General features: G+C 40.2%; 15 protein-coding genes. 2 read left to right on the forward strand and 13 right to left on the reverse strand.

What is annotated here, in order from left to right; translation table 11 throughout:
- Positions 1-310: 310 nt before the first annotated feature.
- Entirely contained in the window at positions 311-1,075 is a 765-nt protein-coding gene (cysE, locus tag RMX98_RS34960) for a serine O-acetyltransferase (RefSeq protein WP_322676061.1), read from the forward strand.
- A gap of 45 nt (positions 1,076-1,120) precedes the next feature.
- Here the strand turns inward: cysE and RMX98_RS34965 are convergent, their stop codons facing one another.
- Together RMX98_RS34965 and RMX98_RS34970 are read right to left on the reverse strand one after the other, a co-directional pair.
- Positions 1,121-1,705, reverse strand: coding sequence for an Npun_F5749 family FMN-dependent PPOX-type flavoprotein (locus tag RMX98_RS34965; RefSeq protein ID WP_322676060.1), 585 nt, complete (start codon positions 1,703-1,705; stop codon positions 1,121-1,123).
- A 21-nt stretch (positions 1,706-1,726) separates the two neighbouring features.
- Positions 1,727-2,416, reverse strand: a complete 690-nt coding sequence (locus RMX98_RS34970) for a uracil-DNA glycosylase (protein WP_322676059.1) — start codon at positions 2,414-2,416, stop codon at positions 1,727-1,729.
- Positions 2,417-2,610: 194 nt separating this feature from the next.
- Between RMX98_RS34970 and RMX98_RS34975 the strand changes: the two genes are divergently transcribed.
- On the forward strand, positions 2,611-3,309 hold the full coding sequence (locus RMX98_RS34975) for a phosphoribosyltransferase (RefSeq protein WP_322676058.1): 699 nt from the start codon (positions 2,611-2,613) through the stop codon (positions 3,307-3,309).
- A 28-nt stretch (positions 3,310-3,337) separates the two neighbouring features.
- On the opposite strand, the gene RMX98_RS34980 is transcribed toward RMX98_RS34975, so the two are convergent.
- From RMX98_RS34980 to RMX98_RS35030, 11 genes are all read right to left on the reverse strand, one after another.
- Positions 3,338-4,363 (reverse strand): tetratricopeptide repeat protein, encoded by a 1,026-nt coding sequence (locus RMX98_RS34980; RefSeq protein ID WP_322676057.1) that lies wholly within the window; start codon positions 4,361-4,363, stop codon positions 3,338-3,340.
- Positions 4,364-4,682: 319 nt separating this feature from the next.
- A complete protein-coding gene (locus RMX98_RS34985; RefSeq protein WP_322676056.1) occupies positions 4,683-5,129 on the reverse strand; it encodes an NADAR family protein in 447 nt (148 codons plus the stop codon).
- Positions 5,130-5,171: 42 nt separating this feature from the next.
- On the reverse strand, positions 5,172-7,523 hold the full coding sequence (locus RMX98_RS34990) for a ComEC/Rec2 family competence protein (protein WP_322676055.1): 2,352 nt from the start codon (positions 7,521-7,523) through the stop codon (positions 5,172-5,174).
- A 619-nt stretch (positions 7,524-8,142) separates the two neighbouring features.
- Positions 8,143-8,766, reverse strand: coding sequence for a 4Fe-4S single cluster domain-containing protein (locus RMX98_RS34995; RefSeq protein ID WP_322676054.1), 624 nt, complete (start codon positions 8,764-8,766; stop codon positions 8,143-8,145).
- A 128-nt stretch (positions 8,767-8,894) separates the two neighbouring features.
- A complete protein-coding gene (locus tag RMX98_RS35000; protein ID WP_322676053.1) occupies positions 8,895-9,260 on the reverse strand; it encodes a hypothetical protein in 366 nt (121 codons plus the stop codon).
- A gap of 41 nt (positions 9,261-9,301) precedes the next feature.
- Positions 9,302-9,676 (reverse strand): hypothetical protein, encoded by a 375-nt coding sequence (locus RMX98_RS35005; RefSeq protein ID WP_322676052.1) that lies wholly within the window; start codon positions 9,674-9,676, stop codon positions 9,302-9,304.
- Positions 9,677-9,683: 7 nt separating this feature from the next.
- Positions 9,684-10,013, reverse strand: coding sequence for a hypothetical protein (locus RMX98_RS35010; RefSeq protein ID WP_322676051.1), 330 nt, complete (start codon positions 10,011-10,013; stop codon positions 9,684-9,686).
- A 104-nt stretch (positions 10,014-10,117) separates the two neighbouring features.
- Complete coding sequence (locus RMX98_RS35015) at positions 10,118-11,515, reverse strand: hypothetical protein (RefSeq protein ID WP_322676050.1); 1,398 nt, start codon at positions 11,513-11,515, stop codon at positions 10,118-10,120.
- Positions 11,516-11,826: 311 nt separating this feature from the next.
- Entirely contained in the window at positions 11,827-12,969 is a 1,143-nt protein-coding gene (locus RMX98_RS35020; protein ID WP_409882099.1) for a LamG domain-containing protein, read from the reverse strand.
- Between the two features lies 1 nt (position 12,970).
- Entirely contained in the window at positions 12,971-13,513 is a 543-nt protein-coding gene (locus RMX98_RS35025) for a hypothetical protein (protein ID WP_322676048.1), read from the reverse strand.
- Entirely contained in the window at positions 13,513-13,863 is a 351-nt protein-coding gene (locus RMX98_RS35030; protein ID WP_322676047.1) for a hypothetical protein, read from the reverse strand. Before RMX98_RS35030 ends, RMX98_RS35025 begins: the two co-directional genes overlap by 1 nt.
- Positions 13,864-13,993: the final 130 nt, after the last annotated feature.

Below are 13,993 nucleotides of genomic sequence, written 5' to 3' on the forward strand. Positions count from 1 at the left end.
CAACCTTGACTCCACAAATGAATGTCTTTCAAATCACCCTCTCTACTGCCTGATTTTTAATTCCCTACCCTTGAAAGAGCAGAGGGGCAGGGGAGCAGAGGGGCAGGGTAAAAGGTTAAAGGTTAAAGGGAAAAGGAATAAATTTAATCTTTCCCCTTTTCCCCTTACCCTTTCCCCTTTCCCCATTCCCTTTCCCCATTCCCCTTTCCCCATGCCCAATTCCCTATGCCCCATACCTAATTTTTATGTGTAACACCTGAGAGGATAATATGGGAGAGTAGCTTGTTGTGCTTTCCGAGGGTGCTATCTCGTGCTATCTATACTGCGTGCTGACTTTCGTATCATATTTGAACGTGACCCAGCTGCCCGTAACTGGTTGGAAGTTTTATTTTGTTACCCTGGTTTGCAAGCCCTGTTATTCCATAGGCTGGCTCACTGGCTGTATAGTGTTGGTCTTCCCTTTATTCCGCGCCTGATTTCTCACTTGGCTCGGTTTTTGACTGGAATTGAAATCCACCCTGGTGCAACAATTGGGCAAAGTGTGTTTATTGACCACGGGATGGGTGTAGTAATTGGTGAAACTGCGATCGTCGGAGACTATGCTCTAATTTATCAAGGTGTCACCCTTGGGGGTACTGGTAAAGAATGCGGCAAGCGCCATCCTACTGTGGGTGAAAATGTCGTAGTCGGAGCTGGAGCGAAGGTACTGGGTAATATCCAAATTGGCAATAATGTCCGTATTGGTGCTGGTTCTGTTGTTTTAAGAGATGTACCTTCAGACTGTACTGTGGTAGGTGTGCCTGGGCGCATTATGTATCGTTCTGGAGTTCGGGTTTCACCTCTTGAACACAATAACTTACCAGATTCAGAAGCTCAAGTAATTCGTGCTTTAGTAGACCGGATTGAAGCGTTGGAAGAACAAATACAAACTCTTGGGCGCACCAATTCTTCAGAAAAAACTCCTGTTTTAGTAGGTAGTTTAGCCACCAAAGAGGATGAACTAACCCACGATACTCGCTGGTGCAACCTCAAAGATAAGACTATCCAGGAATTTCTAGATGGTGCTGGCATTTAGTTAAATGTTAAGGGTTAAGAGTCAATCTTTTGACTCTTGACTAAATCACGGATTAATCGCTTTGCTACACCACTCTTGCTGATCATTACGGCAGTAAAGCCATCGATTTTGTGGTTCACCCCGTAATTCTAAATGGTCTACTTGCATCGGCTCAAGTAGCAGTAGACAAAAATTAAGTACTGGCTTAACAGGATCGGGTGCTGGTGGCTCAAAAGCTCCTATTTCTTGAATTCTGGGTTTACCAGGATGGGGCCAAGCAAACTGTAAACGCGCCGCATCACTCAATTCTTGCCACATTACGATCCGAGCTGGCTGTAAATCCTGGTGAGAATCATCACCGCTTACCAGGGTCAAACAACCAGTGATGCGGAATTGTTCTCGTGTATTGGGGAAGTACCAGCAAACTTCTGCCCAAGGCTGTTGCTCTATCTGATCGGCTTTAGCGCTGCGAATATCGGTGATAAATTTTAGCTGGTTAGTATCTTCCAGAAAGCCCCGAAAGACTAGGGTACGATTAGCGGGGCGACCATTCGTCTGTACCGTTGCTAGTTGCAGGTAACGAGCATAAACAAGGCTGCGGTTGCGATGGAGTGCATGAGCGATCGCGCTTCGCCAAGGAGCAAGAGACATTGGAAAATTTCATTGCAGTTATTACAGACTAGTTATACCATTTTGGATTTCGTCTAACTTGGCACGTACTGCCTGGATATCCTGCCACATCAACCATTTAGGCTGACCTCTTTCCTTAGAAGGGTTACGCAGTAAGTATGAAGGATGAAAAATCGGCATACATAAACGCCCTTCCCACTCCAGCCACTGTCCGCGAATTTTCGTAATCCCTCGCTTATCGCCAGTGAGTCCTTTGACAGCAGTTGCACCTGTTAACAAAATAATTTTGGGGTCAACTAGGCGAATTTGTTCTAGAAGGTAAGGTAGGCAAGCTGCCACTTCTACAGGAGTGGGAACTCTATTATCTGGTGGGCGACATTTGTTGATATTGGCGATATATACATCATGCTCAGTAGTCAGATTCACAGATGCCAAAATTTTCTCCAGCAACTGCCCTGATCTGCCTACAAATGGTAAACCCGTTTCATCTTCATTTTGACCTGGCGCTTCCCCTATAACCATAATTGGTGCTTTGAGATTACCACGTCCGACAACAGCATGAGTACGAGTGTCTCCTAATGCACAACGGTGACAGCGATCGCAATGCTGTGTCAACTCCGTCATACTGGGATAAGTTTCGGGAGCGATCGGAATTTTCGCGTCTGTAGGAATCAGTTCTCGTTGGTTAAAGGTGGAGTCGTCGAAGAGGCTGAGTTGGGTTTCGCTGCTCATGAAAATTAGGATTTTGGCATCAGCGCCAGCTGTTATATCTGAGTTAAATACCCCTCTGGCTGGAGATTTATCACAATAAATAGGCTTTTGCTAAATGCTGAATACTTATTATTTATACAAATATTGTATCAGTTAATTTGGGACAAAATTCAGTCATCATAAAAGCAGTGCCGTCCTAAGATGCTGGGGGAACCATGTCACATACCCCACTTTTTGCTGATCGCACCCATGCGGGTGAGTTATTGGCGCGAGTGATTCATGATGTTTTGACTCAGCAAACTATTGATTCTGGGGTAAAGCCTGTACCAATTGTTTATGCTTTGCCAAGAGGGGGTGTACCAGTTGCAGCACCAATAGCACGTCTTTTGGATTGTCCGTTAACAATTGTTGTGGCCAAAAAGATTAGCCATCCAGAAAACCCAGAGTTAGCAATTGGTGCAGTCACGACTTCTGGAAATGTCCTTTGGAGTGATCAAAAACTACTTCGCCTGAGAAATGATGGGCGGTGGCGGGAAGCGGCTTTAAATAAAGCGATAAACCTTGCTAAGTCTCTTGAGGCTCAATTAATTTCTGTTTGTCCGCAGGTGAATGCACAAGATGCCACACTCATCTTAGTTGATGATGGCATTGCTACAGGTATGACAATAGCGGTAGCGGCAACTGCCATGAAAGCGCTTTCTCCAGCAGCTGTTTGGCTCTGTACTCCAGTAGCGCCACAAAAATTGCTACCCTGGTTAGAACAGTGGGGCGATCGCACAATTGTTTTGGAAACACCCGAACCCTTCTGGAGTGTGAGTAATTTTTACGCAGAATTTCCCCAAGTAGATACATTAGAAGTTCTTGTATATCTCCGACAACAAAAAATAATCAGGGGAATTGATCTGTGCGAGTAATTTTGAATTGTTTTCTAGCCTTACCTTTTTAACTATTTGAAGATGTTCCCTGCTGATATTGCATAGCTTTGGCATAATCACCCAAGGCTTCGTAAACAGCTTTCAGACGAGCAAGAGTTTGTTCTTCACTGCGCCGATCTTTAATATTCCTAGCTAAGAGCAAACGTTCTTCATAATATGTAATTGCTTTGTTATAGTCACCCAAAGCTTCACAAGCAATTACCAAACTACCTAAAGACTGTTCCTGGCTGCGCTGGTCTTGAATTTCTTTAGCTAATTGCAACCGCTCTTCATTATACTGAATGGCTTTGGCATAATCACCTAAGGTATAACAAGCATGACCCAGATTCTTTAGTACCTGAGAAGCACTGCGAACATGTTTTAAGGAGCGTGCTATTACTACACACTGCTCATAATAGGCGATCGCTTTTGAGTAATTGTTCAAAGCATACCAAGCATTACCCAAATTCTTGAGTACTTGTTCTTCACCCCAGTTATCTTTGAGTTCTCGCACAATCTCTAAGCTTTGCTGCTGATACTCAATTGCCTGTGTAAAATTACTTAAAGATTTATACACTAATCCCAAATTATTTAGTGCTGCTACTTGACTCCGTTTATCTTGCAGTTGCTGCGTTATTTTTAAACATTTTTCTAGAAACTCAATTGCCTTTTTATGATCATTCAGGTGACGATATGCATTACCTAAATGGGAAAATGCTTGCATTTGCAAAGCTAAATCTGAGGTGTTATTGAGCAAAGACAGACACTGTTGAGAGTAAGAGATAGCACTTTTGTAGTCTCCAGCGCTGTAAGTTACCAATCCTAAAAAAGAAAGTACCTGCGCCTGTTTTTGCAAATCTCCAACTGTCTGAAACAGCCCCAAGGATTGTTGTAAAGACTTCATAGCCGTTATTAATTCCCCAGCTTGCTGCTGTTTAATTCCTTGCCGTAGTAATTTGGAGGCTTCGGATAAATTGTCATCACTTTCTTGCAGAGGTATTATTTCTGCTTGTGAACCAGAGTCAAATTCATGGGTAATTGTATTACGCTTCACTGGTTTTAGGTATTTTGTGGGTAATTGCAGAAGAACTGTATTTTTGGATCTATTATTCCATTGCCTTTAGGCATCAACCCCTTCCGGTTAAGTCTGGTGGTAAATCTAGTGTTCCCAAAACCAGGATGCATCTTTCATCAGGCTGGTTTACCACAGCGTGAAGAGTGCTGAGTTGAAAGACTGCTCACAAGGGGAGTTGCTCTTACCAAGTACATAACAGGCGTACTGCTTAATTTCACGCTTTTAATTGCCTCTATCTCATTCAATTTCGATTTTTAAGAGTCGATACTGGGGCAAGCATTCACAGCAACAATATTATTTATGTGCTGTATGTAGGGTGCAGGATTTCTCGCACCTCCATTAAAATTTTTCCTAGCATATTTTTACCACTACCATCGGCTCCGCAACCCCAGTAAAAATCAATGGGCGAGTTTTCAACAATTTCTGCATTGCCTGTGGAAAGTAAGATATCTCTGATCTCTCTATGAGTTTGAAATTTACATAATACAGCTTGCCGCATAATGTCATCTTTTACTTGTTCCCAATCTTGACGTAAAGGACGGGTTCTTTCACGTCCCATTTTTGCCGCATCTTTGGGTGTTTTAACTAGACGAATTTGTTCTACATGAGGTGTACCCACAAATTTTTGTGCTTGAAAGTAGTGTTCGCTAGTTGACCAATACAATCTATCTAATTCAAAGCCGTGAGGCGAAAAGTTAGAAAAACAGCCATATTCTTCACGAATACTATAAAAGTAGATTGTCATAAAAGTTGATCCGAGTTTTAATTTCCTGAATTTGTGAGTTGTTTATAAAATAGATGATTTATTTTCTGTTGCTTCAATAAACGCCTCGAACTGGCCATTAGGTGTCCATTGAATAGCCCCATCTCGTCCCGTAAAAAATAGCTTAGTTTTGCTTTGATTCAGTTCAGATAAAGTTTTGGGATCAAAGTTGGCAGAAGAAGCGATCGCTACTTCTGGTTGCAGAGCAATAACTAAATCTTTCAATGACTCAGGGGCGCACCAAAGTACTTGCGGGCGAGTTAAACTGCCATTTTTCACTAGTTGTTGTACCTCTTTAGACTTAACATTGCCTACTAGCAACCAATTCTGATCCAAAATTTGCAATTGTAATATGGGTAATTGATCGTTGATTAATTGCGCTACTATCGAACCAGCTTTTACAGCTTGACCAACTGCCAAAGATTGATAAATCCCTTGATGTTTTTGTAGTTCCTCTTGAATTGCTTGAATTGTAATCGAATTATCTGTTTTTGGTGAATATTCATAAAAATTATTGACTGGTAAACGTTGCATTAATTCAAACCAGGCATTACTTTCATTGCCTTGAAAATCAGTTGCGATCGCCCAATTAATTTGATTTACACCTTGCTGTTGTAAAAACGGGATGATTGTAAAACGTCCTGTACCTTCATCGCCACTATTAATTACAGTTACAGTACCTCGGTCTTGAATAACCACAATTGGTTCTGTGCCAGATTCTAATACCGTTATCCTAAATAATGTATTTGTATAATGCCAAAGGGGAATGAATACTAAACCAATTGCAATCATACTACCAAACCACCACCGTCTCTGCCACCAAGGAACTAGCCAAACTAATATAATCAGTGCATAAATTGCCAGAAGCTGCCAACTAGATATACTACCAACAGCAACAGAATTTCCTGGTAACTTACTAAAAAATTCCACTAGTTTAATTAGCCAATCAGTAGGGTAATGTAATACTCCAGCCAGAAAGCTTCCTGCCTCAGTCCAAATTAAACCTACTAAGGCACTGATGATTCCACCTATACTAATGATTGAAATTAATGGAGTACTAACCACATTCAGGAACAAACTATAAGATGGTACAACTCCAAAGACAAAAAGTTGTACAGGTAAAGTCCAAATAGTGGCAGCTAGGGGAACGGCAATCAAAGAAGCGATCGCAGGTGGTAGCCATGCTAGGCGATTGACTAATGCGGGTACTGTTACCACTAATCCCAGCGTTGCTAAAAAACTCAATTGAAACCCTAAATCCCAAATCCATAGAGGATTAAATACTAATAACAGAGTTGCTGCTAATAATAAAGATCCAAATTGTTTTACCTTCCTTTTTAATAGCAAACCAACTAATGCTGCAAAACCCATAATTACGGCTCTGAGAACCGCAGGTTGAAAACCTGTTAAACTGAGAAAAATCATTAAAGCCAAAAAGCCAAGGGTAAATTGCGTTCCTTTTCTTGCCCCCCTTGTTAACTGTAAGATCACACTCAAAATCAAAGAAGTCTGGAACCCAGAAGCTGCCAAAGCATGAGCCAATCCGGCTTGTACAAACAAGTCGCGGATATCGTAGGGTAAATCAACAGCTTTGCTACCTAATACCATTGCACTCACAAGAGGCCCTTCCGGGACACCCAACCAACGAACTTGCGATCGCACAATTCGCTCCCGAATTTGCCACCATCCCCATTTACGTTCCTGCTCGAAAACATTTATTTGTCGTCCAATCAAACCAGCAAATGTTCCTTCTTGCTTGAGAAACTTTTGAAAGTCGAAACCACCAGGATTGGAAGCCGCTTTTGGTTTATACAAAATCCCAGTCACAGCAATTTCTTGACTAGGGTATAAACCAGTGACTTGAAGTATAGGCACTGTCACATACAATTTGCCTGTTACCCCTTGTGGAACACCTGCTGAACCTTTATCATTTTTGACCTCATCTAACTGAGTCGTTTCCAGCCAAAATTGTCCTCGCTGACTGCGAGTCAAGCGGGGATTACTCGCTACTTTGCCGCGAACAATCACAAGTTGTTCTTGATTACTGCTATTTCCTGTCGGGACGAACTGACTAATATCTTTTGCACCTGGTTGCGGCACTCGCCATTGAAAATACAGAGTTGCCAATAACCCCACCAAGCCAGCAATTAGCCATATTCGAGGCTGGGGAGTATGCCAAGTGTTAGGTACTGCCTTATTTTTGCTTCCAGAATTTTCTGTTTTCTGAGCAAATTGCCGTAGCATCGTTCGTCTTCTAAAAAAAATTGCTCCCGCTATCCCCAGAAGCAAAATCCACACACCTCCCCAAGGAACTACTGTAAACAGCAACCCTAAAATGTAGCCAAGACAAATAATTACACCACTAGTTTGAATCATAAGGTTTTTTGTAAAAGCACCCGGCAACCCGAATTTGCATCCTTTTAAAAAATAGCTACTAGTATCAAGTTTAAATTGATAGGTAAGCAAGTTCTTAGTAAAAACTAAAGTCCTTATTTTCTAATCTCAATTCTCTATAGGACTCATATTTGATTACGTGAAAAAGCTCAGTAGAACTAGGAAGCCTTCTTTCCCCTTGCAAGAGTGCCTATTCCCTATTCCCTGTCTACGCAAATAAGTATGGCTACCCTCCCGTGAGGGATACAGAAATCAAAGCGGATTCCTATTATAAAGTTGCACTTAAGAATTGTTCCTTCTCCCTTTTCTACGAGACGCTGTGCGTTTGCAAAGCGTCTCATAGACAAGGTGTACTTAATATGCTAATACTATTTCTTTGTGAGGCTGCGCTAAATTCTCTTGGCTTCTTTCTTTGCGTTCTTTGCGCCCTTTGCGGTTCGTTTCTTATTTAGTTTGGCGCATCTTCATACAGAATTGGTATAAGTGGTTCGTTTATTGAAGAAGTCAGAATCCAGGAGTAAAATCAAAAACGCTCTGCCAAAGTGTCAGCATCACTCTTCATCAGCGATTTTAACCCGCTACTTTCTTGTTGACCATCAAATTAAGTCAATTCCAGTCCACCTTGATAGCCAGTAACAATGCGGCCACCATCCTTGAGAATGTGGATTTCTATCTGATCGCTAGCCCAAGTAATCTGGTCTTGGAAAGCTGGGTTTAACACACGAACTCGTTGATTGCTAGAAGAAACTGGAGAGTTGGGAGAATTAATTGCCAGAGATTGTACAAAAGGCCCATCAATCAAAATATCGAGTTGTTCTAACAATGCTTGGGAACCTGGCGGCGCGGATTGAGACTGTAGCTGTTTAAGAGTAAATCCAGTAAAAGACATTACATTTAACCCAGCAGCTTTTACTTTTTGAGCTAAAGATGCGAGTGCAGTTGCTTGCCAAAACGGTTCTCCACCAGAGAATGTTACACCCTGATTGCGGGGATTGCTGAGAATGTTCTCGGCAAGGGTATCAACAGCAATTAATTGGTTCGCCTCAAATGACCAGGAGTTAGTATTAAAGCAGCCAGGACATTCACGAAGACAACCTTGTACCCAGACGACTGCACGACAACCAGGGCCATTAACTTCTGACTGATCAACGTAACCCATAATGTTGAGATAGCCTGGGGGAATTTCCATGAGTGCTAGCGATGGGTCAGTTGGCTTAGTTTCCATCTCTTTAACTCCTTTTAGCCGTTGCCTGTTAACTGTTAACTATAGCGAATCTCCAGTTATATAACCGTGACAAACTTTGGGGGTTTTGGAAAAGTTCGCTTTAACTTACTAGACTGAATCCCCAGAAGCTAAAACTTGTCATCACGGATCTGAAAGTTAGATTGTTTGTTCAAAAAGCCGGCGATCTGCTTGACCCAGTTAGCTAGCCTGTCAAATTTGTGTTTGACCATGCTTTCAATACCGTTAAGACGATACTCAACAAAAAGTTTCTTTTCAGTGTATTCAGTTAAATGCACATCTAATTTTCGCTCAACGGTATACAAGCGATCAATAAAATTATCCTTAAGTTGATCAACTGCCGACAATACAGTTGTTTCGGTTTTGTTAATTTTGGCATTAATATTAGATTCTATTTGTGCTAATCGGTAAATACCTGCAATCAACATAAAGACCAGAGAAACAACAGTAAAAGCATTATTAATGTCAATTTTCATAGAATTAATTAACCCAGCGATTAGCTGGGTTAATGCACATATTAATGGAAAGTAGCTTTTCTAATGCCAGAAATTCGTTCAATTTTGCCTTTGGTTACGCCAGCAATCTTGTAGTCTTTGTCTTCTAGCTTAGATGCGGCTACGTCGCCAAAAAGTCCAGCAAGCTTTCCTCTAGCCACAAGCAATCTGCTAGTTTTCATCTTGCCGTTTGAATCTTTGTAGCGGATTCCAATCCGCCAGACTGTGCCAGTTCGGATTAATTCTTTAATTGGAATAACTTCTTCCGTACCTAATGGATCAGCAACTTTTTCAAATCCAGTTTGATCCTTTAGCCCTTCATAAGCATCGGAAGTTTTGACGTAATAGAAATCAGTCGTTGCTCCAAAGGTGACTTTATGCAAAACAGGGAGTGCCATTTTCTTTTTATCCTAAATTCATCCGACGTGGAATACTTGTTGATTTAACATCCTGCCCTGCAACTTTCTTTGGTAGCAATCCGCCCATCGCTGATGAAAGTTTGCTTGATACACAAAGCACAGTGCGAACTTTTTTATTTTCAAGCCGGCAATTAATTCGCACTAAATCGCCTTCTGCAACGGCTCTATTTATAGTGAGTTTACCCTTGTACACTGTATTATCTGGACTGGGTGCTTTTGCAATGCCTACAACAGACGAAATATCGCCATAAATGTCAGGAAGAATCGCAACGTATTTATCATTATCAATTGTAATGACATGGGGTACTTTTGGCATAAATTCAAGTTTGAAATGCTTGATTAAATTTAGCCTAATTTACTAATGTTTTATGACTAAGCCCCTTAAGCCTCCGCTTTTATCAATGTCTTACGGAGCAAGGCTTATTTAAAGAATTTTATCCAGTCAGGTTTATTCGATTTTGTTCCTTCTGCGTAATAGTCACAGCGAACAAGTTTGACATTAATTTCTTTTAGAGGTTGTCCCTTACGTTGACCTATTTTATAAAAACTTTCTTCAGTATATTTAGGGTTGACTTTAGCTTTTATTTGGTTAATCATTTGTTCTGCCTCTGCTGCTGAGAAGGCATTTACAAAGACTTTAGTATTATCTTTAAGAGTTAAGATGCCTTCCCAACTTCCCTTTTTATAGCCATTTAAGGGCGCTGTAGTTGGTGCTGTAGTGATTGTTGGATGTGGAATCGTTATGGGATAATAATCCTTTCCAAGCGTTCCATTTGCGCGTTTTTCAACAAATAAACAAATGAGTTGTGGTACATGTCCTTCTGGTGAGATTTGATATCTCTCAGGGAGTGAGGCAACTGGAGTTAATTTTTGAAGCTCTTCTTCAATGATTTTTTGAATTTTTCGGTAATCAATATCGGGACAACATCCCATACAATCACAATCCTTTGGTGGTGCTGGTGGTGGAAAGGGATCTGGTTTTTCTTGAGGTCGTGTTTGACAATATCCAAATTCGCAAGTAATTGTAAAAGGAGATAATCTCAAGTTAGTGTAAGCTGGATAGTTACTAACAGTCCCATTTGCAAGAAAAGCCTCAAATACACTTAAATTGTTTTTGGCTGTACTAGGAATTATTAAAAATGCAGCTCGTCTTAGCCTTACAGTATCAGCGCCATACTTACCTCCGGCATTTATTCCACCGCCACTCAGCAAGCTAACATCTGGAATAAAATATATTCCATCAGCTAAACGTATTTGTTCGCCAGTTCCATCAATCATGTCAGGGGCTGACAATCCGGGCGCAACGCCTGGTTCTCGTCCCACAACTGAGCCATTCTTAAAATAAGTAGACTGAAAAACAGTAAATAAAATTTCACAGTTTTCTCCTTCTTCTATCCATTCCCTAATACGTCGCCATTCGCTTTCTGGAATTAATGGTGGATTGGTACGAGGAATATCTTTTTCTCGTAGTTTTGGAGGTAGCTTGAACTCTGGGATTTGTGGAATACTAAAATCAGGGAATTCAGGCTTTGTAAATTTAGGTATTTTAATAGTAGGAATTTCAAATTGTGGTCTATTTTTCCATAACTCCTCTAAATTACCTTTACCTTGCAAGCCTAAATTTCTAATTTCATCTCCGACTCTATAACCTAATGCATAAGCCCCATCTTCTGCAAAATCTCGTTTATATCTTAGGTTTTCATTAGGATAATTTTTACCTTCAATAGCACCATCCCAAAAGCCGGAAAGTGCCCATCCACCAAGATAAGCTAATTGCTCAAACGCTTGCTCTTGAGCAAAATTATTTCCACTAACCACGCTAGTCCCTGCTATTACTGATTGAGTAGTAGCAACTCTCGGTCTAGCTGTATTATTTGGAACTACTTCAATGGTCTTCCAGCTTGTAGCATCATTCTTTATTTGCTGTTGAATATTGGGGATATTCTGTGGTTGAGCATGATAATTAATTGGTCTTGCTAGCTGTCCTGGTGCATCTTGTTGTACGTTAAATGGTTGCCTTGTTGGCATGGGCGCTACAATTGGTGATGCCTGTTGTATAGGGGGCATCACATCAAAGTGTAGCGGCGTTCTAGTAGTAGTTGGATCAGCGTAACTTACTTGTGCCATTATCATGTAAAAGCCGCAGTTGGTATTGTGGATAAATCAGTTTCACCAAGCTTGATAAATCTTAATTCATCAATATACCCTTGATAATAATTGCCGTTTATATTGCCTTGTTTGCCTATAGTAATAGGCAAAGAATTTGATAAATTGGCGCTTCCTAATGTAGTAGCATCAAGTTCACCATTAACCCATAGAGAAAGAATACCATTGATGCATCGCACACCAACGTAATACCAGGTATTAATTAATAGCGTTGTATCAGCCAAAAGATTTATAAAAGAACTACTAGCGTCAGAACTTCGGATATAAAAATTTAATTTAGCACTGCTAATAGCAAATTGCCAGCTAAATGGAATAGTACTACTATATCTATCCAGAATTACTCGACTGCCTGATACAGATGTTGGATAAATCCAACACTGTGCTGCAAAATTATTTCGTTTTAAATCGAAATCAGTTGAAGATGGGAAAGTTATATAGCTGGCACCATCAAAATATAAACTTGATGTTCCAAACTTTTTTTGAGTAGTTGATGTTACTGGACTGCCACCTTTAGTAGCAGTTCTATTGAAAGCGGAACTATCAATAATAGACGTTCCGTTATTGCTGCCGTCTCCATGAATTAAAAGTAGCGTTGTAGGTTGAACGCCACTACCAGAAGAGGAACCACCTGATGATAAACCTGCTAATAAATCAGCTTTACTAATTTTATAAAGTAAAGCAGTGCTATCTATTCCTATAAAATAATCGCTAGATTGGGCTGTTGTTTTTATCGTAGAAGGTATAGTGATTGTTAAAGCAAGAGAATTTTGTAATGAAGTAATGTTAGCGCTGTTATTACTAACAGTTGTTTGCAAGCTTGATATCGAGCCAAGAGAATTTTGTAATGAAGTAATGTTAGCGTTGTTATTACTAACAGTTGTTTGCAAGCTTGATATAGCCGTCTCTTGAGAATTATTTACTGTAAGTAAAGATTCAATAGAATTGTTGATAGAGGTAGGATCAAAAGTATTACCCACAAGCGATATAATACTTTGTAAAGTTGCTTTTCTCAATATTGGTCTTCCACCTATACCGCCATCAATGTCTATTATTGGAAAAACGTCATTAATGGTTGGATTAAAGCTTTTAAGATTTGATATTTTCATATTACTCAATAGTTAATACTGATTGGTCATAAGTAGGACTTTCTTCTATGACCGATCCAAGTATTAAAACGCGGTCTTCATCTTGCAATAATCCATAACCAACGTCTCTTTGTTGCACTGCAATGATGCTATCAGGGGCAACATCAAAGGTTGATGCAGACGTAAAATAGGGTAGCAAACTAAGGTAATAAAAAGGGCGTTGATTGAAAACAAAAATATCAGCTACTTTAATTGGTGGGGTGTTGCTGTTGCCTATAAAAAAACTTAGGCACTTCTTAGGATTATTGTTAAAAGTAGTCTTAGCGTTTGCTGCAATAGTTGCATCATCTGCAAGAATGTCATTTTCTACTACTTCAAGTTCATCAATTGAAATTATGTCAATTGTAAGACGTAATGAAGTGACGAAACCGGAGTATTTGGCATTATTGACAATATCCAAACTATTAAGCGTACCAGGCTGATAGAGTTCTATCATTGCGGTGCTAGTTGAGGCATTAAGCTCTTTGATAATGTTTATATTTCTAAAGATGCCGGGATTTGACATTAGTTATTAACTCCTATAATGCCTGTTGCTGATAATGGTGTTTTCGTAATGATTTGGCCGCTACTCATTACATACCCATTAACAGCTGTGCCAGTCGATGCGGTGGGGAATGCCGCCAATCGTTCACCAATAGTTTGATTGAGATTTACTGTTATTTGCGCCTTAGCTGCAAGTTCTCTAAGTTGATACAAAGCTTGTACTACTCCAGCCGCGGATTTAGAATTTACTGAGGTAGGAGTGAGAGCTGATAATCTTAGCATTAGTCCATAAGTTGCATGAATTACGAATAAATCAGTTAAACCCGACTCTGTTTCAAGTTGCTGGAAAGTCAAGTCTGCAATTTTTGTCATACAAACAGATTGAATGAGGTGATGAATCTGTTGTATGCGGCTTTAAAAAAATCGTAAATGTTCCACTTTTATGTAGAAGTGGAATATTTACTGAGGGCGTGTATCCATTGCTGGGAATAGGATTGAGCCA

Source organism: Nostoc sp. DedQUE02 (assembly GCF_034531035.1).
Classification (GTDB): domain Bacteria; phylum Cyanobacteriota; class Cyanobacteriia; order Cyanobacteriales; family Nostocaceae; genus Nostoc.

Bases quoted from the DNA above. Each gene is read 5' to 3' on its own strand.
- RMX98_RS34965 (WP_322676060.1), bottom strand. From the start codon at position 1,705: ATGTCTCTTGCTCCTTGGCGAAGCGCGATCGCTCATGCACTCCATCGC.
- RMX98_RS34970 (WP_322676059.1), bottom strand. From the start codon at position 2,416: ATGAGCAGCGAAACCCAACTCAGCCTCTTCGACGACTCCACCTTTAAC.
- RMX98_RS34975 (WP_322676058.1), top strand. From the start codon at position 2,611: ATGTCACATACCCCACTTTTTGCTGATCGCACCCATGCGGGTGAGTTA.
- RMX98_RS34985 (WP_322676056.1), bottom strand. From the start codon at position 5,129: ATGACAATCTACTTTTATAGTATTCGTGAAGAATATGGCTGTTTTTCT.
- RMX98_RS34990 (WP_322676055.1), bottom strand. From the start codon at position 7,523: ATGATTCAAACTAGTGGTGTAATTATTTGTCTTGGCTACATTTTAGGG.
- RMX98_RS34995 (WP_322676054.1), bottom strand. From the start codon at position 8,766: ATGGAAACTAAGCCAACTGACCCATCGCTAGCACTCATGGAAATTCCC.
- RMX98_RS35000 (WP_322676053.1), bottom strand. From the start codon at position 9,260: ATGAAAATTGACATTAATAATGCTTTTACTGTTGTTTCTCTGGTCTTT.
- RMX98_RS35005 (WP_322676052.1), bottom strand. From the start codon at position 9,676: ATGGCACTCCCTGTTTTGCATAAAGTCACCTTTGGAGCAACGACTGAT.
- RMX98_RS35010 (WP_322676051.1), bottom strand. From the start codon at position 10,013: ATGCCAAAAGTACCCCATGTCATTACAATTGATAATGATAAATACGTT.
- RMX98_RS35020 (WP_409882099.1), bottom strand. From the start codon at position 12,969: ATGAAAATATCAAATCTTAAAAGCTTTAATCCAACCATTAATGACGTT.
- RMX98_RS35025 (WP_322676048.1), bottom strand. From the start codon at position 13,513: ATGTCAAATCCCGGCATCTTTAGAAATATAAACATTATCAAAGAGCTT.
- RMX98_RS35030 (WP_322676047.1), bottom strand. From the start codon at position 13,863: ATGACAAAAATTGCAGACTTGACTTTCCAGCAACTTGAAACAGAGTCG.